This window comes from Sphingomonas sp. DC4900 (genome assembly GCF_049896485.1).
In the GTDB taxonomy this organism is placed as follows: Bacteria; Pseudomonadota; Alphaproteobacteria; order Sphingomonadales; family Sphingomonadaceae; genus Sphingomonas; species Sphingomonas aquatilis.
The window spans coordinates 62,115-88,640 of record NZ_JAFCUK010000007.1; the positions used below are offsets into that span (position 1 = coordinate 62,115).

The following is a 26,526-nucleotide window of genomic DNA, read 5'->3' on the forward strand; positions in this document are numbered from 1 at the left end:
TTTGTCATTCTGACGTCTTGATCGTGCCATCGATCGTCGGGCATGGCGGGCGCCGGAGTGTCGCCAATGTCCCAGAATTCGGTTTTCTACGATGCCAGCGGTCGGCGTAAACGGCGGTTTACGCTGGCGGTCGTCGCGTTCGTCCTGTTGCTCGTGCTGTCGGTCGCGATGTTCGCGGTGTCGATCGGCGCGGTGCCGGTCGCGCCGCTGCTGCCCGTGGAGGTCGAACGGCCGCCGCTCCAGCGGATGGCGGCGCCGCATGGCGTGTTGCGACGCGCGCGGCGCAGCATCGCGTATTACGAGAACAAGCTGTTCGGCACCGCGGCGCGCAAGCCCGCGGCATCGGGCAATCCGACGCTGGCCATCGCCTTCCACACGCCCTGGGACCCGTCGAGCGCCGCGAGCCTTCGCCGCCATGTCGAACAGCTCGACTGGGTAATCCCCGGCTGGGTCTCCGTGACGGGACCCAACCACCAGATCACCGTGTTCCGCGACACCGCCGGCCGCACGATCCTGAACAAGGCGATCCACCGCCCGGTGGTGTTGCCGATGATCCAGAATGCGCTGAACGGCAATTGGGACGGCAAGGGCACCGCCGCGCTGATGGCCGATCCGAAGGCGCGCGCGGCTTTCCTCGACAAGCTCGTCCCCTGGCTCGCCAACAACCGCGCGGGCGGCGCCTTCTTCGACTTCGAAAATCTGCCCGCCAGTGCGCAGGCCAATTACCGCGCCTTCCTGGCCGATGCGCAGCGCCGCTTCGCGCCGCGCGGCTGGGTGGTCGCGATCGCGGCGCCGGTCGGCAATCCGGAATGGAACTTGCCCGCCTATGCCAAGGTCACCGACAAGATCTTCCTGATGGCGTATGACGAGCATGAAACCTCGGGCGAGCCGGGGCCGATCGCGTCGCAGCACTGGTTCGTCGAACAGGTCGCCAATGCTTCGCGCGGCATCCCGCCGCAGAAGCTGGTCGTGGCGATCGGCTCCTACGCCTACAACTGGTCGCCGGCCGGTAACGACGCGATGAGCGTCGAGGAAGCGTGGCAGGCCGCGCGCGATTCGGGCACGGTCCCGACCTTCGATCCGGTCAGCGGCAACAGCAGCTTCGCCTATAAGGAAGGCGACGAGAGCCATGTCGTCTGGCTGCTCGATGCGGCGTCCGCCTATAACGAGATGACCTTCCTGCAGCGCGCGGGCATCGGCAGCATCGCGCTGTGGCGCCTAGGTGCCGAAGACCCCAGCGTGTGGAAGCTGTTCGGCCGCGATCATCGCACGCTGCCGCCGGCCAGCGTCATCGATACGATCCCCGCGGGCACCGACGTCGACATCGAAGGACCGGGCGAAATCCTGAAGGTGGCCGGCACGCCCGTCACCGGCCAGCGGTCCGTGGTCACCGGCCCCAATGGCGCGATCACCGACGTGCGCTTCGATCGCCTGCCGGCACCACTGGAGGTGGACCGTACCGGCTATCGCAAGAAGCTGCTCGCGCTGACCTTCGACGATGGACCGGACCCCAAGTGGACGCCGCAGATCCTCGACGTGCTGAAGCGCGAACATGCCCCCGGCACGTTCTTCATCGTCGGGGAGAATGCGCTGACGCAGCGACCGTTGTTGCAGCGGATGATCATGGAAGGCCATGAGATCGGCAGCCACACCTATACCCACCCCAATCTCGCGACCTCGTCGCCGGGGCAGGTGCTGTTCGAGCTGAATGCCAACCAGCGCCTGTTCCAGGCCTTCACCGGCCGATCGCTGCGCCTGTTCCGCGCGCCCTATTTCGGTGATGCTGAGCCAAGCACCGCGGACGAATTGGGGCCGGTGCTCCAGGCGCAGAACCGCGGTTATGTCTCGGTGGGTCTGCACGTCGATCCGGACGACTGGAAGCGGCCGGGCGTGCAGGCGATCATCGACCGCACGATCGCGCGCGTCACGGATGGTCCCGCCAATTGCACCAACGATTCGCCCGTCGATTGCAGCCGCAACGTCATCCTGCTGCACGATGCCGGCGGTAACCGTGCCGAGACGGTCGCGGCGCTGCCGGTGATCATCGATCGGCTGCGGGCGATGGGCTATCACTTCGTGCCCGTCTCGACCCTCGCCGGCCTGTCGCGCAACGCATCGATGCCGCCGATCAGCGCCAGCGACCAGCTGGCCGCGCGTGTCGACCTCGGGCTGTTCAGCGCCTTGGGCTTCATCGTCGTCGCGCTGCACTGGATGTTCGCGATCGCGATCACCGTCGGCATCCTGCGCGCGCTTGCGCTGTCGGCCCTGGCGCTGATCCAGGCGCGGCGCGAGGGACGCGAGGTGTTCCCGGCGATCGATCCCACGCGCTTCGTGACGGTGATGATCCCGGCGTATAACGAAGAGCGCGTGATCGAACGCGCGGTCCGCGGCGTGCTCGCCTCCACCGATGTCGCAATCGAGGTGATCGTGATCGACGACGGGTCGAAGGATCGCACCTCCGCCGTCGTGGCGGAGGCGTTCGGCGACGATCCGCGCGTTCGCCTGCTGACGCTGGAAAACGGCGGCAAGGCGCGTGCGCTCAACACCGCGCTGGCGCAGGCGAAGGGCGAGATCGTCATCGCGCTCGACGCCGACACCCAGTTCGAACCGACGACGATCGCGCGCCTCGCCCGCTGGTTCGACGATCCGAAGCTGGGCGCGGTCGCGGGCAATGCCAAGGTGGGCAACCGCGTGAACCTCGTCACCAAGTGGCAGGCGCTGGAGTATATCACCGCGCAGAACCTGGAGCGTCGGGCGTTCGCGCGCCTCAATGCGATCACGGTGGTGCCGGGCGCGGTCGGCGCATGGCGGCTGGCGGCGATCCAGCAGGTCGGCGGCTATCCGCACGACACGCTGGCCGAGGACCAGGACCTCACCATCGCGATCCAGCGCGCGGGCTGGGCCGTCCGCTACGATCAATATGCGGTGGCGTGGACCGAGGCACCCGAGACGTTCCGCGCGCTCGCCAAGCAGCGCTTCCGCTGGGCATTCGGGACGCTGCAATGCCTGTGGAAGCATCGCTCGGCGATCGGCAGCAGCCATCCGCGGGGGCTCGGCTGGGTCGGTCTGCCGCAGGCGATCGTGTTCCAGATCCTGCTCGCCGCGATCAGCCCGATCATCGACCTGGCGCTGCTGGTCAGCTTCGTCGTCACCTATCTCGACGTGCAGGCGCACGGCTGGGCGCAGACGAGCCACGACGTCTACACGATGCTGACCTTCTGGGCGGTGTTCACGACGATCGACCTGCTGGCGGCAACGGTCGCCTTCGCATTGGAACGGCGCGAGAAGTGGAGCCTGTTGTGGCTGCTGATCCCGCAGCGCGTCGGCTATCGCCAGATCATGTATTACGTCGTGCTGAAGGCGATCACGCAGGCGATGCGCGGGCCGATGGTCGGCTGGGGCAAGCTGCAACGCACCGGCCGCGTGCAGGCGGGGTGAGGGAGCGCGCGCTGTGTTCCGAACACGCGTAAAGGTGTGCTGCATCGCGTCACGTGACGAAGCGGATATGGCGATCGCCGCCGGGGCGGATGCATTGGGTTTGGTGGCGCGTATGCCATCGGGCCCCGGGCCGATCCCCGATGATCGGATCGCCGACATCACGGCGGCCGCCCTGCCGCCCCTCGCCACGTTCCTGCTGACGTCGGAAACCACGGCGGAGGCGATCGCGGAGCATGTGTCGCGCACGCAGCCGACGACGGTGCAAATCGTGTCGCACATCGATGTCGCGGAATCCCGAGAGCTTGCGGAACGCGTCCCCCACGTCCGTCGGGTACAGGTGATCCACGTCGAGGGGCGCGAAGCCCTCGACATGATCTCCCTGTATTCGCCGTACGTCCACGCATTCCTTCTCGATTCCGGCCGGCCGAATGCGAAGATCGCCGAATTGGGCGGCACGGGCAGGGCGCATGACTGGACGATCAGCGCCGATTTCGTTCGCGCGAGCACGCGTCCGGTCTTTCTGGCCGGCGGCCTGTCCGCAAGCAACGTGGGCGAGGCGATCCGCCAGGTGAGGCCATATGGGCTCGACCTGTGCTCCGGCGTGCGTACGGACGGTCATCTCGACGCTGCCAAGCTCGATGCGTTCATGCATGCCGTGCGCGCGGCCGACATGGCGATGTCTCGATAGGCTGTCGTGCCGTGAGCCGGTAAACGTCGGCAGAATGGCATCGCCTTCCCGGCGCGCGAGGTTTACGAACGGGTGCACGCGTTTAGGGAGCCTGCATGATCCGTCCGTTGCTGTTTTTGGCGTCGCTCTTCGCTGCCGCTCCGGCGATTGCGCAGGCCAAGCCGCCGCTGGTGCTGGCGGCGGCCAGTCTGCAGGAATCGATGACCGCCGCGGCCGATGCCTGGGCGAAGCGGGGCCATCCGCGGCCCGTGATCTCCTTCGCCGCATCGTCCGCACTGGCGCGGCAGGTAGAGGCGGGGGGCGACGCCGATCTGTTCGTGTCGGCGGACCAGCAATGGATGGATGCGCTCGCCGCCAAGCGACTGATCGTGCCGGCAAGCCGCGTCACCTTCCTCGGCAACCAGCTGGTGGTCATCGCCGCGAAGGACAATCCGGTGCGCATCCCGGTGCGTCCACCCGCCGCGCTGGCGCGGGTGTTGGGTGCGGGGCCACTCGCCATGGCGGATGCACCGGTCCCGGCGGGCCAATATGGCGAGGCGGCGTTGAAATCGCTCGGCGTGTGGAGTGCGGTCGCGCCCAAGGTGGTGCGCGGCGACAGCGTCCGCGCGGCACTGACATTGGTCGAACGCGGCGCAGCGCCGCTCGGGATCGTCTACGCCACCGATGCCAAGGCGTCGGCCAAGGTGCGGATCGCGGGCGTTTTTCCGGCGAGCAGCCATCCGCCCGTCACCTATCCGATCGCGCGCCTCGCCCGATCGACGAACCCGGAAGGCGAGCGGTTCCGCCGCTTCCTGATCAGCGCGCCGGGCAAAGCGATCTTCCGCCGTTACGGGTTCCTGCCCCGCTGATGCTCTCGGCAGAGGAATGGGGGATCGTCGGGCTGAGCCTGCGCGTCGGCGGGGTGGCGGTGGCGGCGATGCTGCCGGTCGCCTTCGCGCTGGCGTGGGCTTTGGCGCGCGGGCGGTTTCCGGGCAAATTGCTGCTCGACGCGATCGTCCACCTGCCGCTGGTGGTGCCGCCGGTGGTGACGGGGTGGCTGCTGCTCATTGCCTTCGGCCCGAACGGCCCCGCCGGCGCGCTGCTCGAGCGCTGGTTTGGGGTGAGCGTGCTGTTTCGCTGGACCGGGGCGGCGATCGCGGCGGGCGTGATGGCGATGCCGCTGATGGTGCGCGCGATGCGGCTGTCGATCGAGGCGGTCGACCCGCGTCTGGAAAGCGCGGCGCGCACGCTGGGGGCGGGGCCTGCCCGCGTGTTCTGGACGCTGACGCTGCCGCTCAGCCTGCCCGGCGTACTGGCGGGCGCGGTGCTGGGCTTCGCGCGCTCGATCGGGGAGTTCGGCGCGACGATCACCTTCGTCTCCAACGTGCCGGGGCAGACGCAGACGCTGCCGCTCGCCATCTATTCGGCGCTCCAGCAACCGGGGGCGGAGGCGAGCGTGTGGCGGCTGTCGGGGATCGCGGTGGCGCTGAGCCTGATCGCGCTGCTGGCGTCCGAATTGCTCACCCGGCGCGTGCGACGGGGGCTGCATGTCCTTTGAAGTGCGCGTCACCAAGACGCTGGGCGACACGCGCGTCGCGATCGATCTGGCGGTCGGCGAGGGGCTGACGGTGCTGTTCGGGCCGTCCGGTATCGGCAAGACCAGCGTGCTCAACATGGTCGCCGGCCTGTTGCGCCCGGACGCGGGCCGGATCGTGGTCGGCGACACGGTGGTGTTCGACGCGGCGGCCGGCATCGACCTGCCGCCCGAGCGGCGGCGGGCGGGCTATGTCTTTCAGGACCCGCGGCTGTTCCCGCACCGCCGGGTGCGCGCCAATCTTTTATACGGGGCGAAGGACGACGAGAGCGCCCTTGATGCCACTGTGGCGATGCTGGGCATCGGCCATCTCCTGGGGCGCTGGCCGGGCACGTTGTCGGGCGGGGAGGCGCGGCGGGTGGCGATCGGCCGAGCCCTGCTCAGCGACCCCGCCTTCCTGCTGCTCGACGAACCCTTGTCGTCGCTCGACCGGGCACGGCGGGGTGAGATCATGGACGCGATCCTGCGCGTCCGCGACGAGGTTCGCCTGCCGATCCTGATGGTGACGCACGACCCTGAAGAAGCGGAGCGGCTGGGCACACGTATCGTCCGCTTCTGACCAATCTTTCACCGCAATTGCCTGCCAGACATCGGGGCGGTCGGGAGCATCGCGGCCGGGCTTTGGGGGGAGAAGCGGTCATGCACGACTCGCGTCTTGGCTGTCTGCGTGTGCTCGCTGGCGTTGCGATGTTGGCTCCGGGTGTCGCCGCAGCGCAGGCGGACGAGGCGAAGACGGGCGACATCGTCATCACCGGCAAGCGACCACGTGGGTCGGCGATCGGCGATGTGGAGCCGGTTGCCGTACTCGACGCCGGGCAATTGCGGACGCTCGGCACCAACATCGACGATATCCTGCGTCAGTTGAAGCCGCTGACCACCTCGGCAAGTGGCGCCGATCCCGTGTTCCTGCTCAACGGGCGCCGCATCTCCGGCTATCAGGAGGTGCAGACGCTGCCGCCCGAGGCGATCGAGCGGACCGAGGTGCTGCCCGAGACGGAGGCGTCGCGCTTCGGCTTTCCGCCGACCGTTAGACTTGTCAATTTTATCACGAAGCCGCATTTCCGTGCACTGGCCGTAGAGCAGAGCGCGTCGACCACGACCGATGGCGGCGGCAGCGCCGCGACGCTGTCGCTCAGTCCGACGCGGATCGATCGCGACCGGCGCTTCGTCGCGACGATCGAATATCTCCACCAAGACGCGTTGCCCTATGCGCGGCGGCCGACTTTTGCCGATCCCGACAGCCTGTTCGATCCGACCGGCAACGTCACCGGGATCGGCGGGGCAAGCCTGTCGCCGAGGCTCGACGCGCTGGCGGGGCAACGCGTGACGGTGGCGCCCGTGCCGCTCGATCCGGCCCGGCGTGGTCTGTTGTCGGCCTATGCCGCGGCGGCGAACGTGCCACGGCGGTTCGACATGGCGCCGTATGGGGCGCTGCAATCGAACGACGAGGTTAAGATTAACGCGACGCAGGCCGTACCGATCGGCAAGACGGTGACGGCATCGCTCAACCTGTCGATGGACGCCAAGGGCGGGTCGCGACCGGGTGGCCTCGCCACCGCGGTGCTGCGCGTCCCCGGGAGCAACCCGTATTCGCCCTTCGGCACCGACGTCCTGCTGTACCGCAATCTGCCGGAGGCCGGCGTCCTGCGCCAGTCGGGCGGGGGCCTGCAATTGCATGCGGGCGGCACGGTGCAGGGGAGCGTGAAGCGCTGGCTGTGGACCGTCACCGGCAATTACGACCGGGCGCTCACCCGCTTCATGCTCGATCAGGGCGTGGATCTGACACGCGTCCAGGCGGCGATCACGGCCGGTGCCGATCCGTTTCGCGGCTTTGCGGCGCAGGACGTCGCGACCCGGTTGACCAGCCGCAGCCGATCGGTCGCGGAGACGCTGTCGAGCAACGCGACGGCGACGGGGCCCGTGGCGCGACTGCCGGCGGGAGAGGCGCGGATGACGCTGACCGCGGACTATGCCCGCACCGGTAGCAACGGCACCCTGGCTGAGAGCGAAGGGACCACGCGGAGCCTGACGCGGTCGGTGCGGAGCGCGAGCGCCAACGTCGATCTGCCGATCGCATCGCGGGAGCGGGGCGTGCTGGGCGCGATCGGCACGCTATCGGCCAATGCGACGCTGGGCGTATCGTCGGTATCGAATTACGGGAGCCTGCTGTCGCGCTATCTGGGGCTGACCTGGACTCCGGTTGCGCCGGTGCAGGTCACCGCGTCGCTGAACGTGACGCAGAACGCGCCGGACATCGCGCAACTGACCCAGCCGGTCGTCACGATCGCTAACGTCGCCTTCTTCGACTTCGCGACGGGCACCAATGCGCTCGTCACCCTGACGAGTGGCGGCAATGCCGATCTGGCGCCGGAGCGGCGGCGCGTCAGCACATTGGGGGCGACGTGGAAGCCGATGAAGGCTCGTGAGTTGCGGCTGGCGCTCAACTATATCGAGACGCGGATCGACGATCAGACGGTCAACATCGTCCGGGGCAGCCCGGCGTTGCTCGCGGCGTTTCCGGAGCGGTTTCGCCGCGATGCCGATGGCCAATTGCTGACGGCGGACCTGCGGCCGATCAACGTCGCCTTCGAACGGGAGCGCAAGCTGGAGGGGCGGATCAACCTGTGGACGCCGCTGGGCGCTGTGCCCAAGCCGCCTGCCGCGCCGGCCGGCAGCACCGCCCCGCCGCCGCCGCCGCAACGGCAACGGCCGTCTCTGTACAGCTTCGTCACTGCGACGCTGCGGCTGGACGATCAGGTGAGGCTGCGGCCAGGGCAGCCGGTGTTCGACGCGCTGGCCGGCGATGGGGTGAGCAGCGTGCAGGAGCGGTCGCGGTTCGAGGCACAGGGGGCGATCGGCGGTTCGGTGGGGGCGGTGCAGGGCGGCATCTTCGGCCTGTGGAAGTCGCCAACCCGGATCCGCAGCGACATTCCGAGCGCCGACCTGCGCTTTTCGCCGAGAATGTTCTTTTCGCTCTATTCGACGTTCGATGCCGCCAAGCTGGCGCCGAAGGCCGATTGGACGAAGCGGATGACGCTGCAATTTACGGTGCAGAACCTGTTCAACAACCGGGTGCAGGTTCGGGACCGGACCGGGGCGACGCCCTATGCCTTCCAGCCGTCGTTTCTGGACTGGTATGGGCGGATCGCGAAGCTGTCGGTGCGTAAGTTATTCTGACGGCAACGAAAAAGGCGGTCCGTTGCCGGGCCGCCTTTTCGTTTTTGGCTTCGGGCCGTGCCGTCACGGAGCAAATCCGTAACGTCAGACGAAGGCAGCGATGCCGCCTTCGCTGGCCGCCGTGGCAAGTCTTTGGATTACCGAAACAATCCAAAGCCGCCCGCGGATTAACGCTTCGAGAACTGGAAGCTGCGACGCGCCTTGGCGCGGCCGTACTTCTTACGCTCGACCGTACGGCTGTCGCGGGTCAGGAAGCCAGCGGCCTTGACCGGCGAGCGCAGGATCGGCTCGTACTTGGTCAGCGCTTGGCTGATGCCGTGCTTGACCGCACCGGCCTGACCCGAGAGGCCACCGCCCTTGACGGTGCAGACGACGTCATACTGACCTTCGCGCTCGGTGATGCCGAACACCTGGTTGATGACGAGGCGCAGCGTCGGACGCGCGAAATACACTTCCTGGTCACGACCGTTGATCGTGATCTTGCCCGAACCCGGCTTCAGCCAGACGCGTGCGACGGCGTCCTTACGACGGCCGGTCGCATAGGCGCGGCCGAACTTGTCGAGTTCCTGCTGACGCAGCGGCGTGGTCGGCTGGGTCTGCACCGGCGCGGCGGTTTCGCCCTCAGCACCATTGGCGGCGCCGTTGGTCGCCGAAGTGGCGGCGGGAGCCTGGGCCGCCTGCTGGGTCAGCGAGGCGAGATCGGAAAGGGACTGGCGATTGTCGGTCATTACGCGCCCACCTTGTTCTTGCGGTTCATGCCCGCGATATCGAGAACCTCAGGGTTCTGGGCTTCGTGCGGATGCTCCGAACCCTTGAAGATGCGCAGATTGCGCATCTGCTCGCGGCCGAGCGGACCACGGGGGATCATACGCTCGACGGCCTTTTCTAGGACGCGCTCCGGGAAGCGGCCTTCGAGAACCTTGGCGGCGGTGATGCCCTTGATGCCGCCGGCATAGCCGGTGTGCTTGTAATAGACCTTCTTCGCCGCCTTGTTCGACGTGAAGCGGATCTTGTCGGCGTTGATGACGATCACATTGTCACCGCAGTCAACGTGCGGGGTGAACGACGTCTTGTGCTTGCCGCGCAGGATGTTGGCGATGATCGACGCGGTGCGGCCGACGACGAGGTCGGTGGCGTCGATGATGTGCCACTTCTTTTCCACCTCATGCGGCTTGGCCGACTTGGTGGTCTTCATGAGCGCCTTCATGGGCGAGACCTTTCGGTTTGAAACGAGACACGCCGCCTGTTTCCAAGCGGCGTGGTTGAGCGTGCCAATGCGGGAGGGGCCTGCGAAAGTCAAGCAAACAGCGGGTTTGCTGACGGGTAAAATAATACCACAGGCCGCCGTCGCTCAGGCGAAGCGGCGGTCGCGGCCCCCGATCGCATGCGCGGCAAAGACGGTGGCGATCAGCAGCAGCGCGGCATTGCCCTGATGCGCGACGGCGATGTCGATCTGCACACCGCTCATCAACGTGGCGATGCCGAGCACGATCTGCAGCGTCACGAGCAGCACGACCCACAGCCCCGCCTTCGATCCGCTGCGCGTCGCCCGGATCGCCAGCCAGACCAAGGCAGCGGCGGTGGCGAACGCCCACCAGCGGTGGAAGAACTGGACGACGACGGGATTGTCGACCGCATTGCGCCACGCGGGATCGACCATGGGCACGCCCGCCGGGAACACAGCGTCGCCCATCAGCGGCCAGCTGGCGAAGGCATAGCCGGCATCGAGGCCTGCGGTGAACGCGCCGTAGATGAGCTGCACGACCAGCGCCGCCAGCGCCAGCACCGCGGTGCGCGTCAGCCGTGCTGGCGGCGCCGAGGGATCGCGGTGGAGCGCCATCAGGTCGAGCGCGGTCCAGACGATGCCGGCGAGGATGGTCAACGCGGTGAGCAGATGGACGGCGAGGCGGATATGGCTGACGTCGGTGCGGACCGACAGGCCCGAGGCGACCATCCACCAGCCGATCGCGCCCTGAAAACCGCCAAGCGCGAGCAGCGCGCCGAGGCGCCAGCCATAGCCCGCCGGAATCTGGCGCCGCACCGCGAACCACAGCAGCGGCAGCGCGAAGGCCATGCCGATCAGCCGGCCCCACAGCCGGTGCAGATATTCCCAGAAGAAGATGTGCTTGAACCCGGCGAGCGTCATGTCGCGGTTGAACGCCTGATATTCCGGGATGCGTTTGTAATTGTCGAATTCGGCCTGCCACTGCGCCTGGTTCAGCGGCGGGATGGTGCCGCTGATCGGTTTCCATTGCGTAATCGACAGGCCGGATTCGGTCAGGCGGGTGATGCCGCCGATCACGACCATCGCGACGATCAGGCCGGCGACGACGAACAGCCATCGCGCCACGCTGCGAGGGCGGGCACGGGAAAGGAAAGCGGCGCTGGGTTGAAGCATGCCGAGGCTCATACGCCTGTTCCCGACCGCCGACCAGCGGCGTCGAAACCGCCAAAACGAGCGTGGAAGTGGACGAAGTGGACGATACGGTGCGTCCCGAAGCCCTCCCATGCGAGGGGGCGGATCGACCGGAGCGGCGAGGGACGTCCTACGACGGAACAGGATGCCGGCAACGAATCGCGCCGGACCGAATCAGTCATATGCCGACTGTTCGCGCTTTTTCCCAAATAGGACAGCGATATTTTGCGCTCCGATAGGGCATGCACGTTCCCGTAACCAAATCGCGATAGATCATGTCCAGGATTGGGCAGGAGTTTTCGATGTTTAACGTAACGGTAGACATCGAACGCGGCTGTTTCGAAAGTACAATCTTCGGCTTTTGGACGCTCGAGACCATCAGCGACTTCCATCGCGCGGTTACCGAAGCGGGGCGCCGTATCCAGGCGACCGGGCGGGCGCCGATCAGCCTGTGCGATTACACCGGTGCGATGACGCAGAGCCAGGAGGTCATCGCCGCGTTGACCAAGATCATGGAGAATCCGATCGTCCGATCGCGGCGGGTGGCCATGTATACGGGCGACGTCATGCCGCGGATGCAGGCGGTCCGCGCGACGCGCAACCGCCCCGAGTTCCGGTTCTTCACCGACAAGGACGAGGCGCGGGCCTGGCTGTTTGCGGAAGAGGGTGACGCGTCGTCGCAACCGGTTGCGGCGTAGGCGGGGTGAGGCCGGGGGTGCCACGGGGCATGACGCGCGGATCGTTCGAAGCAGGAAATGTACGATAATTCCTCCCCCGCCAGGGGGAGGTGGCATGCCGCAGGCATGACGGAGGGGGAGGTAAGGGTAGCGCCTCGTTATTAAGGACGTTCCTGTCCGCCCCCTCCGTCACCGCCTTCGGCGGCGCCACCTCCCCCTGGCGGGGGAGGAATTAGGGACGGCATCGCGTGTCGTTTGCGCGGGTCCGATGACCCGAGCCCCTCCACCGACTGGACAACACCTTCGGCTGCACCTAACGCATGATACATTATATCATGGAGGTTGCGATGCACGACGACGTGCAATTGCCGGGCGCTCTGGCGTTCGGGACGACGGGGGCGGCACGGTGATGCTGGTCCCGTATCTGTTGGGGATCGCCGCCGCCGGATCGACCTATGCCGGCGGGCGACTCGCCATGCGGTTCGGGCGGCGGCAGGACCTGTTGTTCGGGCTGACCGGCGGGATGGTCGTGGGGCTGGCGTTGCTCGATCTGCTGCCCGAGGCGGTGGAGGGCGGCGGGAGCGCGAGCGAATGGGTGTTCGGCGCGGTCGCGATCGGCATGGCGCTGTATATCCTGCTCCACCGGTTGCCCGGAGGGGCGATGGTCGGGCGCGTCAGCCTGGCGCTGCACAGTCTGATGGACGGGTTGGGCATCGGCTTTGCCTTCCAGGTGTCGCAGTCGACCGGCTGGCTGGTGGCGGCGGCCGTGCTGGCGCACGACATGGCGGACGGCGCCAATATGATCGGGATATCGTCCACCGCGTGCCGGCCGGAGCGGGCGCACCGCTGGCTGATCGCCAATGCCGTCGCGCCGCTGGCGGGCGTCGCGATCGGGCAGGCGATCCGCATCGACGCGCATCACCTCTCGCTGCTGCTCGCACTGTTCGCCGGCGGCTTTCTGTACATCGGTGCGTCCGAATTGCTGCCGCGTAGCCGCGGCGGCGCGCGGGGCTATGGCGCGGGGCTGGCGAGCATGGCGGGGATCGGCGTGATGGCGTGCGTCACCTATGCGGCGGGCTGACGGCGCCGTGCGGCTTCATCGCCGGTACAGCCGGGGCGGATAGCATCGCGCCATATTACGGGAAGGACGATGGCATGGCGCATATAATCGGACGCGGGTGGCCACTGACGCTGCTGGTGGTGGCCGCATGCGTGCCCGCGCCGCTATTGGCCCGGCCGTTGGCGAACGGCGCGTCCGCCCCGTCGACGTTCATCGTGTCGTGCGACTGCGCGACGTCCGTAAAGCGAGCGAGGGTGCAGCGCAGGATCGAGCGCGCGGGCGGCAGGATCCTCTATTCCTACGCGACCATCGGCGGATTCGCGGTGACGGCCCGGCGGCCGCAGGACGGCGCGGCGTTACGGCGACGGTTGGAGCGGGTTGCGGGAATCCAGTCGGTACAGCCCGATAGCGTGATCCGGCTCGCCCCGCCCGGCGCGCCGCAGTGACGGCGTCGCCTGTTGCCGTAAAATTCGGAGATGTAATGTTGTAACGCAGCGCGGCTGCGCCTAGATGGTCGGCTCGGATGGACCATAGGACTCACTCCCATACGACCTCGGTCGTGCGCAGCTTCGGCTGGGCGGGGCTCGATCGCGCGGCGATCGCGTTGTCGGGGCTGTGCGTCGTCCATTGCATCGCGAGTGCGGTGCTGCTCGCCATGCTGTCCGCGGCGGGCGGGCTGCTGCTCAACCCGCTGTTCCACGAAATCGGCCTCAGCATCGCGATCCTGCTCGGCGCGGTGGCGCTGGGGCGGGGGGTGATGGAGCATGGCTATATCATGCCCGCCGCAATGGGATCGTTCGGTCTGGGGATCATGGCGGGCGCGATGAGCCTGCCGCATGAGGGCGGCCATGGCGCGGAAACGCTGTGGACCGTGATCGGCGTCGGCCTGCTCGCCTTCGGGCACGACCTGAACCGCCGCGCCGGGCACTGACGCCGCTTGCCGCGGGGGCGAGCGCACCTTATTTCAGCAGCATGGCCAGCCACGCGCATCACGATCACCACGAGCCGCAAGGCGACGACCTGATGAAGGCCGCGCAAACGACGCTGGAAAAAGCGGGCGAACAATGGACGCCGATGCGCGCCAGCGTGTTCGCGGCGCTGGCGGCGTTCGACAAGCCGGCCAGCGCCTATGACATCGCCGATGCATTGTCGCAGCGTGAGGGGCGGCGGGTGGCCGCCAACAGCATCTATCGCATCCTCGACGTGTTCGTCGCCGCGAACCTGTCGCGAAAGGTCGAAAGCTCCAACGCTTACGTCGCCAACGCGCATCCCGATTGCCTGCACGACTGCATCTTTCTGGTGTGCGATTCCTGTGGACGAACCGTGCATCTGGACGACGACAGCGTCACCCGTGGGGTGCGGTCTGCCGCGCAAGCTGCTGGATTCACACCGGTTCGTCCCGTGATCGAGGTGCGGGGGCGCTGCGCCGACTGCGACTGAGCCCGGTTCGCGCTGCCAATCGACAGCCGATGGCGAAGCGCGTAGACGGGTGGGATGGCCGAACTCCCTGAGACTCCGCTGCTCGATACCGTCAACACCCCGGAAGAGCTGCGAAAATTAAAGCCCGAGCAGCTGCGCCAACTGGCGGACGAGCTGCGGCAGGAGACGATCTCCGCCGTCGGGACGACCGGTGGCCACCTCGGCTCCGGGCTGGGCGTGGTCGAGCTGACCACCGCGATCCACTATGTCTTCGACACGCCGCGCGACCGGCTGGTCTGGGACGTCGGGCACCAATGCTATCCGCACAAGATCCTGACCGGGCGCCGGGACCGCATCCGCACGTTGCGCCAGGGTGGGGGCCTCAGCGGCTTCACCAAGCGCAGCGAGAGCGAATACGATCCGTTCGGTGCGGCGCATTCGTCGACCTCGATCTCGGCGGCGCTGGGCTTTGCGGTGGCGAACAAGCTCGCCGGCACGCCCGGGCGTGGCATCGCGGTGATCGGCGACGGGTCGATGTCCGCCGGCATGGCGTACGAGGCGATGAACAACGCCGAACAGGCGGGCAACCGGCTGGTCGTGATCTTGAACGACAATGACATGTCGATCGCGCCGCCGGTGGGCGGGCTGTCGGCATATCTGTCGCGCATCGTGTCGAGCCGCGAATTCTTAGGGGTGCGCGATATCCTGAAGCGCTTCGCCCGCCGCCTGCCGCGGCCGTTCCATCACGCCGCGCGCAAGACCGACGAATTCGCCCGCGGCATGACAATGGGCGGCACGCTGTTCGAGGAGCTGGGCTTCTATTACGTCGGGCCGATCGACGGGCATAACCTCGACCATCTGATCCCGGTGCTCGAGAACGTCCGCGATGCCGAGGAAGGGCCGATTCTGGTCCATGTCGTGACCAAGAAGGGCAAGGGCTATGCCCCCGCCGAGGCCGCAGCGGACAAGTATCACGGCGTGCAGAAGTTCGACGTCATCACCGGTGCGCAGGCGAAAGCGCCTCCCGGGCCGCCGCAATATCAGAACGTGTTCGGCGACCAGCTGGTGACGGAAGGGCAGCGCGATCCGACGATCGTCGCGATCACCGCGGCGATGCCCTCGGGCACGGGCGTCGACCGCTTCGCCAAGGCGTTTCCGGATCGTGCGTTCGACGTGGGGATCGCGGAGCAGCATGCCGTCACCTTTGCGGCGGGGCTCGCGGCGCAGGGCATGCGACCGTTCTGCGCGATCTATTCGACCTTCCTGCAGCGTGCCTACGATCAGGTGGTGCATGACGTCGCGATCCAGAATCTTCCCGTTCGCTTCGCGATCGATCGCGCGGGGCTGGTGGGTGCCGATGGCGCGACGCATGCCGGATCGTTCGACGTCACCTATCTGGCGACGCTGCCGAATTTCGTCGTGATGGCGGCGGCGGACGAGGCGGAGCTGGTGCATATGACGCACACCGCCGCGCTGCACGACAGCGGGCCGATCGCGGTGCGCTATCCGCGCGGGGCCGGCGTCGGTGTCGATCTGCCGGAGGTGCCGGAGCGACTGGAGATCGGCAAGGGCCGCGTCGTCCGCGAGGGCAAGACGGTGGCGATCCTGTCGCTTGGCACCCGGCTGGAGGAGGCGCTGAAGGCGGCCGACACGCTGGAGGCGAAGGGGCTGTCGACCACGGTCGCCGACCTGCGCTTCGCCAAGCCGCTGGACGAGGCGCTGATCCGCCGCCTGCTCACCACGCATGAGGTCGCGGTGACGATCGAGGAAAATGCGGTCGGCGGCTTCGGCGCGCATGTGCTGACGCTGGCGAGCGACGAAGGGCTGATCGACGGCGGGCTGAAGCTGCGTACGATGCGCCTGCCCGACACGTTCCAGGATCAGGACAAGCCCGAGAAGCAATACGCCGAGGCGGGCCTCGACGCCGACCATATCGTCAGCACGGTGCTGACCGCGCTGCGCCATAACAGCACGGGCGTACACGAGGGCGCGCGCGCGTGAGCGGACCGCTGAAGGCCGCGATCATCATCGGCCTGGCGGTCGTGGTGCTGATCGCGGTCAACGTGCGCATGTACCGCGCGATGAAGGCGGCGACGGCGAAGGGCCGGGCGCTGGAGGCGGACCCGCGCGAGGACCGCGGTGTCTGAGTCGGGCCGCTTCGCCTCGCTGACGGAGGCGGAGCGGCAGATTCTGGCGCTGCTGGCGGCGGGGCATACCGCCAAGACGGCTGCGGCAGCGCTGGGTCTCAGCGTTCACGGGGTGAACGAGCGGCTGCGCGAGGCGCGGCGCAAGACGGGTGCGGGCAGCAGCCGTGATCTCGCCCGCGCGCTGGCCGCCCAAGAAAATTGTGACGCAAAAATCGGGGTGGCCCCCGCCGCCGCCGTGCCGCCAGAGGCCGTGCCGGACCTGCCGCAGCGTGCGGCGGGCACGACACGGAAAGGGGTGCGTCCGATGGTATTGGGACTCGGCATAGCGGCGGCGGCAGTGCTGCTGGGCGGCATCGGCTGGCAGCAGGAACGGGGGCAGGCGGCCGATCCGTTGCTCGGCTCTCTGGTGGTGGACAAGCCCCATGACGCGGCGGCACTGCATGCGCGGGTACGCCGGGAAGCGCGTGACGCCGGCTGGGCCGCGCCGGCGGAAACGCGGCTGATGAACCGGTTCGGCAGGATCGACGGGGTCAACAGCCTGCGCGTCCTGTGCGCGACGGATCTGTGCGAGGTGGCCGGGCGGATCGCACCGGGCGGCACCGCCAATGCGGCGTTGCTGGAGGTGCAGCAGGTCGGCCTTTCCGGCGTGCGGAGGCTGGGGTTCACCGATGAGTCGAGCTTTTCGGTCGGCGGGGACGACACCGGCCAGGGCGCAGCGTTCGTCACCTATCTGTACCGGCGCGCCGCCGACGTGCCCTATGTGGTGACGACGACGCCGGCGATGCACGCGACGATCCCGCCGGGGCCGTTCACGCTCGGCGTTACCTTCGACCGGCCGATGCAGCCGGGGGACTTTTCCTTCGTGAAGTCCGACCGCGGCGCCTATCCCGAATGCGACGGCACGCCGCGCCGGTCGGCGGATGGGCGCAGCTTTACGATGCAATGTACTGCGGTGGCCGGGCAGGCCTATGCGGTGGGCTTCAACAGCGCGCACTATCGCAACTTCAAGAGCCTAGACGCGGTGCCGGCGGAGCCGTCTTTGCTGACGTTCGACGCGAAGCGCTGACGGCGGAGGCCCACGGCCGGCCGCTCGCACGGCGGCCGGTTTCGTGGTATGCGACGGGCCATGAAGCTGACCAAGACGCCCGATGGCTATGTCGTTCAGGTCCCCGCAGACGTCGTCGCGGCGTTGGGCTTGCATGAGGGCGACGCGGTCAAGGTCGTGAAATCGAACGTTATCACCATCGACGTGTCCGACGAGGAACGCAGACGTGCGATGGACACGATCCGAGAGTTGTCGCAACCGCTTCCGCCCGGTTACAAGTTCGATCGCGAGGAAGCCAACGCGCGGTGACACCGGCGTTTTTCGATACCAACGTTCTTGTCTACGCCTTTGGTGACGATGCCCGCCGTTCGGTCACATTGCGATTGCTTGATGAAGGGTGCGTGGTCAGCGTCCAGTCGCTGAACGAGTTGGCCAATGTCCTGCTGCGGAAGCAGAAGCGGGATTGGCCGACAATCGTGCGAGCGGTTGATGCGATCATCGCGCGTAGCGCGACGATCGTGATTGCCAACCTGGACCTCCACCACCTCGGCCTGCGCCTGGCCGAACGCTATCGCCTGTCGGTCTACGATGCGATGATCGCTGCTGCGGCGCTGACGGCGGAGTGCGACACGCTCTATTCCGAGGATATGCACGATGGCCTCGTCATCGACGGGCGCGTCCGGATCGTGAATCCATTTGCGCCCGTCACGGGATAGCTATCGGCCGAGATAGTGCGACTGCGCGGCGTCGGTCGCGTTGATCGCCAGGATCGAGCGGGCATCGCCGGGGGAGCGGGCATGGCCGTGCCCATCGGTGCCGGCGGCGATCACGCGGTCGAGCAGTTCCTGCCCTTCGCGCCACCAGCCGACCCCGCTCGCGGCGTTGAGATGGCCCTGCGGCCCGGCATCGACGAAATGACTGCCCCATTGCGCCGCGAGGCTGTGCGCACGGTCGATGGTGATCCACGGATCGTCACTCGACGCGACGACGATCGACGGGAAGGGCAGGGGCGTCTTCGGCGTCGGCGCGAAGCCGCGCAATTCGTCGGGCGCGTTCGGGCGGTCGACATCCGCAGGCGCGACGAGCAGCGCGCCGGCGACCGGCCAACCATAGGGTTGCGGCGATAGTTCCGCCCACCACGCCACCGCAAGGCAGCCGAGGCTGTGCGCGGCGAGGATGACGGGGGCTTCGGCGCGGGCGATCGCCTGGTCGAGCTTCGTCACCCAGGCGTTGCGGTGCGGCGTGTGCCACATGCCGAGTTCGACGCGGACGGTGTCGGGCCGCGCCTCCTCCCACAAGGTCTGCCAGTGCGAAGGCCCGGAGCCGCCGAGGCCGGGCACGGTCAGGATGGTCGGCAAGGTCGCGTCGTAATGGGAAAATCCGGTCATGCTGCATCTCCCTCCAGTGGGGGACAGCGGGGCCGGCCGGCGTATCGGGACACGCCGTACGGTCATGCTTCCCGACAGGCAAGGTAATCCTACTATTCCTATAGGCAATAGAGTCGCGGCTGATGGAGGGCGGGATGCGACGGGTGGAGCGGGAGGGGGCAAGAGCCGTCATTCCCGCGTAGGCGGGACTCCAGAACCTCCGACGTTTGTGATGGAATCGGAGCGGTAGCGCGTCTGGATTCCCGCCTTCGCGGGAATGACGGGTGGGGCCGGGGTGGGCGACTGCCCATGAATGACGGGGGCGATCGGCGATGTGAGTGGGAGCGCGGGGGTGCCATCGCACAGCAGGGGGCGTGACGCCGGGCGGTGCCCTCGCTACGGAGCCCTGATGGCGAAGATCCGTGCCGACCAGTTGCTCGTGAACCGCGGGCTCGCCGAATCGAAGACGCGGGCGCAGGCGCTCGTGATGGCGGGGCTGGTGTTCGTCGACACGCGCAAGGTCGACAAGCCGGGGCAGGCGCTGCCCGTGGATGCGCCGATCGAGGTGCGTGGGCGCGATCATCCCTGGGTGTCGCGCGGCGGCATCAAGCTGGCGCACGGCCTGGACCATGTCGGGTGGGACGTGACCGGCGCCGTCGCGATCGACGTGGGATCGTCGACGGGCGGCTTCACCGACGTGCTGCTGACCCGTGGCGCGGCGCGCGTCTATGCGGTCGACAGCGGCACCAACCAGCTCGCCTGGAAGCTGCGCCAGGACCCGCGCGTGATCGTCCACGAACAGACCAGCGCACGGATCCTGACCGACGCGCATATCCCCGAGCCCGTCGACCTGATCGTCTGCGATGCGAGCTTCATCGGTCTGTCCAAGGTGCTGGAACGGCCGATGACCTTCGCCCGAGAAGGCGCGCGTCTGCTCGCCCTCATCAAGCCCCAATTCGAAGCGGGGCGCGAGGAGGTGGGCAAGGGCGGCGTGGTGCGCGATCCCGCCGTGCATGCCCGGGTATGCGACGCCGTGGTCGCGTGGCTGGAGGCGAGCGGCTGGAGCGTCGCGGGCGTCACCGAAAGCCCGATCACAGGGCCCGAAGGCAATATCGAATTTCTGGTCGCGGCATCCCGAAACGGGCCATGACGGAACGATAATCGTAACGGACGCTTTACGAACGGGCCGTCACGCGACAAGGGGCGCGAAAGGCATGCGGAGGAAGCGTCGGTGAGCGGGATTGCGTCCAAGGGTCAGCTGCGAATGTCGTTCCTGCGCTGGGCGATCGTGACCGTGCCGCTGATCCTGCTGCTGGGCTTCGCCTCGGGCCGTGCCGTGCCGGCGGGGTCGGAGAATAGCTGGTACGTCGCGCTGCAAAAGCCCGAGCTAACGCCGCCGGGCTGGGTGTTTCCGGTCGCCTGGACGTCGCTGTACATCCTGCTGGGCCTTGCGGTCGCGCTCATCCTGCATGCGCGCGGCGCGCGCGGGCGGGGGCTGGCGCTGGCGGTGTTCGCGGTGCAGTTCGCCCTCAACCTCGCCTGGACGCCGCTGTTCTTCGGCGCGCATCGCATCGGCGCGGCGCTGGTCGTGATCGTCGCGATGCTGTTGCTGTCGATCGTCACAACGGTACTGTTTGGGCGGATTCGTACCGCTGCGGCGTGGCTGATCGTGCCCTATATGGTGTGGATCAGCTTCGCCGGCGTGCTGACGTGGCGGATCGGCCAGCTCAACCCCGGTGCGGAAACCCTTGTGCCAGGGGCGCACACGTCCCAGATGCTGTGACAATACGCACGCTTATGTGCCGGGAACCGATGATATGCAGTCCGACAACCGCCTGTTCGATGATTTCGTGAAGCTGATGAACGGCGCCGCCGGGACGCTCGCAGGCGTGGGGCGCGAGGCGGAATCGGGTGCGCGCGCCCGGATGCGCGAATGGATCGGCGGGCTCGATTTCGTCAGCCGCGACGAGTTCGAAGTGGTGAAGGCGATGGCCGTCGCCGCCCGCGACGAAAATGACACGCTGAAGGCCCGGATCGATGCGCTGGAGGCGAAGCTTGCCACCAGTGCGGCGCCGGTTGCCTGATTGGGGCGCCTGACCCACTTTTCCACAGCTTTATCGACAGGCTTGTCCACGACGGGGTTGCGTGGGGCTTTTTGCCTCGGCAGCTTCGTCGTGCGATAAGGGGCACGATAATGCTCGATTCCGCCGAACACGATACCGATCCCGCCGCCCCCATCGACATGCTCGAGGCTTATTACGCTGCGCATGGCTGGGAGCATGAGCGGCATGACGACGAGATCGTCGCGACGGTCAAGGGCAGCTGGACCACGTACGAATTGCGCGCGCTGTGGCGTGAGGACGATAGCGTCCTGCAATTCCTCGCCTTCCCCGACATCAAGGTGACCGACGATCGGCGCAGCGGCGTCTATGAGGCGATCGGGCTGGTCAACGAACAATTGTGGATCGGCCATTTCGAGCTTTGGTCGTCCTCCGGCGTGCTGCTGTATCGGCATGCGGCGATGATCGACGGCGAGGACGAGGGCACGATGTCGTTGGGTGCGGCCGAGCTGCTGGTCGAATCGGCAATCGAGGAGTGCGAGCGCTTCTACCCGGTATTCCAGTTCGTCCTGTGGGGCGGCAAGACCCCGCGCGAGGCGCTGGCCGCGGCACTGATCGAGACGCAGGGCGAGGCTTGACGCGGTGAAGCTGCTGATGATCGGCGCAGGCAATATGGGCGGCGCGATGCTGCGCCGCTGGCTGGCGGCGGGGATGGAGGCGCGCGCCGTCACCGTCGTCAGCCCCAGCGGCCGTGCGATGCCCGAGGGCGTGCGCGTCGTACCCGCGGTGCCGGCGGCGGAGGAGGGGGCGTATGACGTCATCCTGCTGGGGCTGAAACCACAACAGCTGCGCAGCCTGTCGGGCGGTGCGATCGCGGGGCATGCGCCGCGGCTGCTGGTGTCGATCCTGGCCGGGGTGGAGGAGGCGACGCTGGCGCCGCTGTGCCGCGCCGGGGCGGTGGTGCGCGCGATGCCGAACCTGCCCGTCGCGATCGGCAAGGGCGTGGTGGCGCTCCATTCCTCCACCGCGGACGCAAGCGTGCGCGACGAGGTGACCGCCTGGATGCGGCCGTTGGGCCATGTCGAGTGGATCGCCGACGAAGCGCGGTTCGACGACGTGACCGCGCTGGCCGGCTGCGGGCCGGGCTTCGTGTTCCGCTTCGCCGATGCGTTGGCGCAGGCGGGGGCGGCGCTGGGGTTGCCGGCGGATCAGGCGGCGCGGCTGGCGCTCGCGACGCTGGAGGGCGCCGCAGTCATGGCGGCGGACGCCGATGCTCCGCCCGCAACGCTCGCCGATCGTGTGGCGAGTCCGGGCGGATCGACGCGCCAGGGATTGAACGTGCTCGATCGTGCCGACGGGCTGGTCGCGCTGCTGACCGATACGCTGGCCGCCTCGGCGCGCCGGAACCGCGAGATGGCGGCCGAAACGCGCTGAGCCGCGGGGCGCTGCCCAGCCGATGGGCGTGGGGGTTAGAGCCCCAGCTTCTGGACGTTGGCGCGCTCGGCCTCGGGGATCATGCCCTCCAGCACCGCCCAATAGCCCGACACCGCCTCCTGGCCGGCGGCCTGATAGGCCTGCGCCATCTTGACGCGCACCGCCTCGAACAGGTCGCTTTCGAGCTGCGCCCCTTCCGTGGTCAAACGCAGCAGCCGCTGGCGGCGGTCGCGTTCGCCGGGGCGGGCTGTGACGAGCTTGCGGTCGCTCAGCTCGTTGAGTACGCGACCCAGCGATTGCTTGGTGATCGCCAGCATCGCCAGCAGCTCGCTGACCGTCAGATCGGGCTTGCGGGCGATGAAATACAAGGCACGGTGGTGCGCGCGGCCCAATCCCTGGGCGGCAAGCCCCTGGTCGATGGAGCGCGTGAGATGGCTATGGCCGAAATACAGCAGTTCCATGCCACGACGGAGTTCGGGTTCACGCAGGAATTGCGCGGATGCGGAGGACACTGGGGCAGCCATATTGACCGGTTTAGCCACCGTCCCTACGCGTCTGCAACCCCTGATGTCTGAGAGAAATCAAATGAATGCGCCTTCGACGGCCGGGTCGGCCGCTTTTCGCTTCGATCCCAGCACCACGCCGGTGGACGCCAACGAGCGCGCGGCGCGGCTGGTCGATCCGGGGTTCGGCCGCGTCTTCACCGACCATATGGCGGTGATCCGCTACACCGAGGGGCAGGGCTGGCACGACGCCGTCATCACCGCGCGCGCGCCGGTGACGGTCGATCCCTCCACCGCGGTGCTGCATTATGCGCAGGAGATTTTCGAAGGGCTGAAGGCCTATCGCCTGGATGACGGCGGCATGGCGCTGTTCCGGCCGGACGCGAACGCCCGCCGCTTCAACAACAGCGCGCGCCGCCTCGCGATGCCCGAACTGCCCGAAGAGCTGTTCCTCGAATCGTGCCGCCAATTGGTCCGTACCGAGCGCGACTGGTTCCCGCAGATCGATGGCGGCGCGCTGTACCTGCGCCCCTTCATGTATGCGAGCGAGGCGTTCCTGGGCGTGAAGCCGTCCGCCGAATATCTCTACATGGTCATCGCATCCTCGGTCGGCGCCTATTGGAAGGGCGGCGCGCGCGCGGTGTCGATCTGGGTCAGCCAGAATTACACGCGCGCCGCGCCCGGCGGCACCGGCGAGGCGAAGTGCGGCGGCAATTACGCCGCCAGCCTCGCCGCGCAGTCGGAAGCGATCGCGCAAGGGTGCGACCAGGTCGTCTTCCTCGACGCGGTCGAGCGCCGCTGGGTCGAGGAACTGGGCGGCATGAACGTCTTCTTCGTGTTCGACGACGGATCGATGGTCACCCCACCGCTGACCGGCACGATCCTGCCCGGCATCACCCGCGATTCGATCATCCGCATCGCCCGCGACCAGGGCCTGACGGTGCGCGAGGAGCCCTATGGCATCGACCAGTGGCGCGCCGACGCCGCGAGCGGCCGCCTGACCGAAGCCTTCGCCTGCGGCACCGCCGCGGTCGTCACCCCGATCGGCCAGGTGGTGGAAGCGACCGGCCGTTTCACCATCGGCAGCGGCGGCACCGGCCAGCTGACGCAGCGCATGCTCGACGCGCTGTCGGCGATCCAGCGCGGCCGCGCCGCCGACCCGCACGGCTGGCTCGAACGACTGGATTGAGGACGCGCGGCCGGGTTTTCGTGGCTTTCACGCGAAAACCCGGCGCGTTGGGGCTTTTCACACGCCGCCCGCCGGCTATAAGGCGCGCCTCCCGGTGGGGCGTCGCCAAGCGGTAAGGCAACGGTTTTTGGTACCGTCATACGCAGGTTCGAATCCTGCCGCCCCAGCCATGCTGCCTGAAATCCCAGCCAATTGGCTGCTAAGTGTTTGAAGACGCTGGCTGACTATCAGGGTCGGCCGTTGGCACCTGCACAATTGTGCATCGGATTGTACCAATGCGCTGGCCGGGAAGGCCGCGGTTTTGGTCTTAAACATGTTTACCGGCGCGGCGCGACAACACCTGCCGAGCGGATGGGCCGGCGAGCACCCCGATCTTGCCGACACGGCCCATCAACTCTGGGCGGACGAGATCAGCGCTTTCCGCGCGGGTTGGAGCAGGATCACGGCGGCGGCCTGAGTGGCATGGGTCGGCATCGGCCGCCCCGTATCCTAGAGGGTCAGCGATCGCCCATCACGTCGGTCCAGCTCAGATCGAACCGCGCCAGATATTTGCGCAGGCGATCGGCGTCGTTGGTCGAGGTGCGCTGACGGCGGGATGCGGCGAACAGGGTGCGGCCGGCTTCGGATAAGGAGCGGCTCTCGCGACAGGTGTCCACCACATGGGCCAACTGGACCCGATCGAACGGGTCCAGCGCGTCCAACTGCTTAGGCGACAGTAGTCCGGCGAGTGTATCAGGTGCGTCCACCCCGCCCGTCCAAAGGCGCTTGAGCCGCGCGATCTCGCCAGTGACGCAGTCGACGTTGATCCGTCCCGATGGACTGAAGGTCGCCATGCGGGTGACGCTGGCGGCGAGGTCGCGGAAGTTGCCCGGCCAGCGCGCCTCGGCACTGGTCGCGAAGCCGAGATAACGGTCGCGCGCTTCCTTGTTGAAGGTGATGCGGTCGCCCTCGCGCTCGGCGTGGCGGTCGAGTTCATAGTCGAGGTTGGGTGCGATATCCTCGCGGCGCTCGGCAAGGCCGGGCAGCGCGAAGGTCCAGAGGTTCAGCCGCGCATACAGGTCTTCGCGGAACGTCCCCGCCGCCACGCAGGCGGCAAGGTCGCGGTTGGTGCCGGCAATCAGTTGGAAGTCGCTTTCGATTTCGCGGTCGGCGCCCACGGGCAGGAAGCGCTTGTCCTCGATCGCGCGCAGGATCATCGCCTGTTCGTCGAGGCCGAGTTCGCCGATCTCGTCGAGAAACAGAACGCCGGTGTCCGCCGTGCGCAGCAGCCCGGCGCGGTCCGCGGCGGCGCCGGTGAAGGCGCCCTTGCGGTGGCCGAACAGGGCCGACATCGCGCTGTCACCCTTCAGCGTCGCGCAGTTCACCTCGACCAGCGGCCCCTTCACCTGTCGCTTGATCCGCTTCAGTTCGTAGATGCGCCGGGCGAGTTGGCTCTTGCCCGCGCCGGTCGGACCCATCAGCAGCAAGGGTGCGCGGCTGCGGACGGCGACCTGCTCGATCTCGTCGATCATCGCGTTGAAGGCGGCGTTGCTTGTGTCGATGCCCGATTTCAGGAAGCTGGTGCTCTCGGCGCTGTCGGCAGCGAAGCGCGTTGCGATGCTGTCGTAGCGCGACAGGTCGAGGTCGATGATGTTCCACGTCCCCGCCGCGCCGCCAGACCCACGGGCAGGCTGTGTCTGAAGCAGGCCACCCGGCAGATAATGTGCCTCGGTCAGCAGGAACAGGCAGATCTGTGCGACGTGCGTGCCGGTCGTGATGTGGACGAGATAGTCTTCCGCATCGGGATCGAACGGATAGGCCCGCGCGAAGTCGAGCAGCTTTCCATAGACCTCCTCGAAGTCCCATGGGTCGGCGAAGTCCATCACCTGCATCTCGACCCGCGTTTCCGGCGACACGGAGGCGATGTCGAGCGCCACGAATGCGGCAAGGCGCGCATGCTGGGTCCCGTGGATCAGGACGAGCCGATCGATCCGCAGGTCTTCGTGCATGGTGAGGCCGACTGTCGGCCGCCATCGGCTCCACCGCCCGGTGTCGAATTTGCCAGCGTCGAGTGTCGAGCCGAGAAAACCGATAGCGACCGTGGGCTTCATGGCGATACAATAGGATAAACTACGATCTATGTCAATCGTAACCGCGTCAGGTGCAGGTCAATCCGCTTAGCATCGGACTTTTGAGAAAAGCACGAGTTGTGAGGTGGATAGGCCAAATCTTCGACGGTCTGGCGGCATTTGGCACGCTCCTCGCAATGCCATGTTCGTCGGATCGCATGGCATTGAACGGTTCGACACGCGGCAGAGGCGGCCGGAATAGGCCGGCCGCCTCACAGGTAAGTC

The 26,526-nt window shown here is 67.5% G+C and carries 28 protein-coding genes and 1 tRNA gene; 23 read left to right on the forward strand and 6 right to left on the reverse strand.

The window, feature by feature from the left end; genetic code table 11:
* The first annotated feature begins 66 nt into the window (after nt 1-66).
* From ACP690_RS09900 to ACP690_RS09925, 6 genes are all read left to right on the forward strand, one after another.
* On the forward strand, nt 67-3,438 hold the full coding sequence (locus ACP690_RS09900; protein ID WP_426261038.1) for a glycosyltransferase: 3,372 nt from the start codon (nt 67-69) through the stop codon (nt 3,436-3,438).
* 34 nt (nt 3,439-3,472) lie between these two features.
* A complete protein-coding gene (locus ACP690_RS09905; RefSeq protein WP_426289683.1) occupies nt 3,473-4,126 on the forward strand; it encodes a phosphoribosylanthranilate isomerase in 654 nt (217 codons plus the stop codon).
* Between the two features lie 95 nt (nt 4,127-4,221).
* A complete protein-coding gene (gene modA / locus ACP690_RS09910) occupies nt 4,222-4,974 on the forward strand; it encodes a molybdate ABC transporter substrate-binding protein (protein ID WP_043059411.1) in 753 nt (250 codons plus the stop codon).
* On the forward strand, nt 4,974-5,663 hold the full coding sequence (modB, locus tag ACP690_RS09915; RefSeq protein ID WP_063688041.1) for a molybdate ABC transporter permease subunit: 690 nt from the start codon (nt 4,974-4,976) through the stop codon (nt 5,661-5,663). Before modA ends, modB begins: the two co-directional genes overlap by 1 nt.
* Nucleotides 5,653-6,258, forward strand: coding sequence for an ATP-binding cassette domain-containing protein (locus ACP690_RS09920; RefSeq protein WP_426289686.1), 606 nt, complete (start codon nt 5,653-5,655; stop codon nt 6,256-6,258). The genes modB and ACP690_RS09920 overlap by 11 nt, the downstream gene beginning before the upstream one ends.
* Before the next feature lie 80 nt (nt 6,259-6,338).
* On the forward strand, nt 6,339-8,876 hold the full coding sequence (locus ACP690_RS09925) for a TonB-dependent receptor domain-containing protein (protein WP_426261035.1): 2,538 nt from the start codon (nt 6,339-6,341) through the stop codon (nt 8,874-8,876).
* A 167-nt stretch (nt 8,877-9,043) separates the two neighbouring features.
* Here ACP690_RS09925 and rpsI read toward each other — a convergent pair whose 3' ends face one another.
* From rpsI to ACP690_RS09940, 3 genes are all read right to left on the reverse strand, one after another.
* Nucleotides 9,044-9,604: a 30S ribosomal protein S9 gene (gene rpsI, locus ACP690_RS09930; RefSeq protein WP_426261034.1), complete on the reverse strand. Its 561-nt coding sequence runs from the start codon at nt 9,602-9,604 to the stop codon at nt 9,044-9,046.
* The gene (gene rplM / locus ACP690_RS09935; protein ID WP_017977937.1) at nt 9,604-10,083 is read right to left on the reverse strand and encodes a 50S ribosomal protein L13; all 480 of its coding nucleotides are present in this window, start codon (nt 10,081-10,083) and stop codon (nt 9,604-9,606) included. Before rplM ends, rpsI begins: the two co-directional genes overlap by 1 nt.
* Before the next feature lie 144 nt (nt 10,084-10,227).
* Nucleotides 10,228-11,274 (reverse strand): COX15/CtaA family protein, encoded by a 1,047-nt coding sequence (locus ACP690_RS09940; RefSeq protein ID WP_426261033.1) that lies wholly within the window; start codon nt 11,272-11,274, stop codon nt 10,228-10,230.
* 320 nt (nt 11,275-11,594) lie between these two features.
* Between ACP690_RS09940 and ACP690_RS09945 the strand changes: the two genes are divergently transcribed.
* The 10 genes from ACP690_RS09945 to ACP690_RS09990 all read left to right on the forward strand — a co-directional run bounded on the left by ACP690_RS09945 (nt 11,595) and on the right by ACP690_RS09990 (nt 18,356).
* Nucleotides 11,595-11,990 (forward strand): STAS/SEC14 domain-containing protein, encoded by a 396-nt coding sequence (locus ACP690_RS09945; protein ID WP_426261032.1) that lies wholly within the window; start codon nt 11,595-11,597, stop codon nt 11,988-11,990.
* Nucleotides 11,991-12,378: 388 nt separating this feature from the next.
* Nucleotides 12,379-13,050: a ZIP family metal transporter gene (locus ACP690_RS09950; RefSeq protein WP_426261076.1), complete on the forward strand. Its 672-nt coding sequence runs from the start codon at nt 12,379-12,381 to the stop codon at nt 13,048-13,050.
* Nucleotides 13,051-13,124: 74 nt separating this feature from the next.
* Entirely contained in the window at nt 13,125-13,475 is a 351-nt protein-coding gene (locus ACP690_RS09955) for a hypothetical protein (RefSeq protein WP_426261031.1), read from the forward strand.
* 113 nt (nt 13,476-13,588) lie between these two features.
* A complete protein-coding gene (locus ACP690_RS09960) occupies nt 13,589-13,960 on the forward strand; it encodes a MerC domain-containing protein (protein WP_017977943.1) in 372 nt (123 codons plus the stop codon).
* 41 nt (nt 13,961-14,001) lie between these two features.
* A complete protein-coding gene (locus ACP690_RS09965) occupies nt 14,002-14,469 on the forward strand; it encodes a Fur family transcriptional regulator (protein WP_017977944.1) in 468 nt (155 codons plus the stop codon).
* Nucleotides 14,470-14,523: 54 nt separating this feature from the next.
* Nucleotides 14,524-16,449 (forward strand): 1-deoxy-D-xylulose-5-phosphate synthase, encoded by a 1,926-nt coding sequence (gene dxs / locus ACP690_RS09970; protein ID WP_426261030.1) that lies wholly within the window; start codon nt 14,524-14,526, stop codon nt 16,447-16,449.
* A complete protein-coding gene (locus tag ACP690_RS09975; RefSeq protein WP_167509683.1) occupies nt 16,446-16,595 on the forward strand; it encodes a hypothetical protein in 150 nt (49 codons plus the stop codon). Before dxs ends, ACP690_RS09975 begins: the two co-directional genes overlap by 4 nt.
* Nucleotides 16,588-17,661 carry a helix-turn-helix domain-containing protein gene (locus tag ACP690_RS09980; RefSeq protein WP_426261029.1) on the forward strand — a complete coding sequence of 358 codons (1,074 nt, stop codon included), beginning with the start codon at nt 16,588-16,590 and terminating at the stop codon, nt 17,659-17,661. The genes ACP690_RS09975 and ACP690_RS09980 overlap by 8 nt, the downstream gene beginning before the upstream one ends.
* Nucleotides 17,662-17,721: 60 nt before the next feature.
* Entirely contained in the window at nt 17,722-17,949 is a 228-nt protein-coding gene (locus ACP690_RS09985) for a hypothetical protein (RefSeq protein WP_147034932.1), read from the forward strand.
* Nucleotides 17,946-18,356, forward strand: a complete 411-nt coding sequence (locus tag ACP690_RS09990) for a PIN domain-containing protein (protein ID WP_426261028.1) — start codon at nt 17,946-17,948, stop codon at nt 18,354-18,356. Before ACP690_RS09985 ends, ACP690_RS09990 begins: the two co-directional genes overlap by 4 nt.
* On the opposite strand, the gene ACP690_RS09995 is transcribed toward ACP690_RS09990, so the two are convergent.
* Nucleotides 18,357-19,028 (reverse strand): RBBP9/YdeN family alpha/beta hydrolase, encoded by a 672-nt coding sequence (locus ACP690_RS09995; RefSeq protein WP_426261027.1) that lies wholly within the window; start codon nt 19,026-19,028, stop codon nt 18,357-18,359.
* 388 nt (nt 19,029-19,416) lie between these two features.
* Between ACP690_RS09995 and ACP690_RS10000 the strand changes: the two genes are divergently transcribed.
* The 5 genes from ACP690_RS10000 to ACP690_RS10020 all read left to right on the forward strand — a co-directional run bounded on the left by ACP690_RS10000 (nt 19,417) and on the right by ACP690_RS10020 (nt 22,501).
* A complete protein-coding gene (locus ACP690_RS10000) occupies nt 19,417-20,157 on the forward strand; it encodes a TlyA family RNA methyltransferase (protein WP_426261026.1) in 741 nt (246 codons plus the stop codon).
* Between the two features lie 114 nt (nt 20,158-20,271).
* Nucleotides 20,272-20,790: a TspO/MBR family protein gene (locus tag ACP690_RS10005; protein ID WP_426261075.1), complete on the forward strand. Its 519-nt coding sequence runs from the start codon at nt 20,272-20,274 to the stop codon at nt 20,788-20,790.
* A gap of 34 nt (nt 20,791-20,824) precedes the next feature.
* Nucleotides 20,825-21,091, forward strand: a complete 267-nt coding sequence (locus ACP690_RS10010; protein ID WP_426261025.1) for an accessory factor UbiK family protein — start codon at nt 20,825-20,827, stop codon at nt 21,089-21,091.
* A 110-nt stretch (nt 21,092-21,201) separates the two neighbouring features.
* Entirely contained in the window at nt 21,202-21,705 is a 504-nt protein-coding gene (locus ACP690_RS10015; protein ID WP_147034929.1) for a YbjN domain-containing protein, read from the forward strand.
* A 4-nt stretch (nt 21,706-21,709) separates the two neighbouring features.
* Nucleotides 21,710-22,501, forward strand: a complete 792-nt coding sequence (locus ACP690_RS10020) for a pyrroline-5-carboxylate reductase family protein (RefSeq protein ID WP_426261024.1) — start codon at nt 21,710-21,712, stop codon at nt 22,499-22,501.
* A 35-nt stretch (nt 22,502-22,536) separates the two neighbouring features.
* On the opposite strand, the gene ACP690_RS10025 is transcribed toward ACP690_RS10020, so the two are convergent.
* Nucleotides 22,537-23,025 carry a MarR family transcriptional regulator gene (locus ACP690_RS10025; protein ID WP_426261023.1) on the reverse strand — a complete coding sequence of 163 codons (489 nt, stop codon included), beginning with the start codon at nt 23,023-23,025 and terminating at the stop codon, nt 22,537-22,539.
* A gap of 61 nt (nt 23,026-23,086) precedes the next feature.
* Here ACP690_RS10025 and ACP690_RS10030 point away from each other — a divergent pair, with 61 nt between their 5' ends.
* Nucleotides 23,087-24,193, forward strand: coding sequence for a branched-chain amino acid aminotransferase (locus ACP690_RS10030; protein WP_147034926.1), 1,107 nt, complete (start codon nt 23,087-23,089; stop codon nt 24,191-24,193).
* A gap of 95 nt (nt 24,194-24,288) precedes the next feature.
* Nucleotides 24,289-24,363: transfer RNA gene (locus ACP690_RS10035), tRNA-Gln, on the forward strand.
* 327 nt (nt 24,364-24,690) lie between these two features.
* On the opposite strand, the gene rtcR is transcribed toward ACP690_RS10035, so the two are convergent.
* A complete protein-coding gene (gene rtcR, locus ACP690_RS10040) occupies nt 24,691-26,283 on the reverse strand; it encodes an RNA repair transcriptional activator RtcR (RefSeq protein ID WP_426261022.1) in 1,593 nt (530 codons plus the stop codon).
* Nucleotides 26,284-26,526 lie beyond the last annotated feature (243 nt).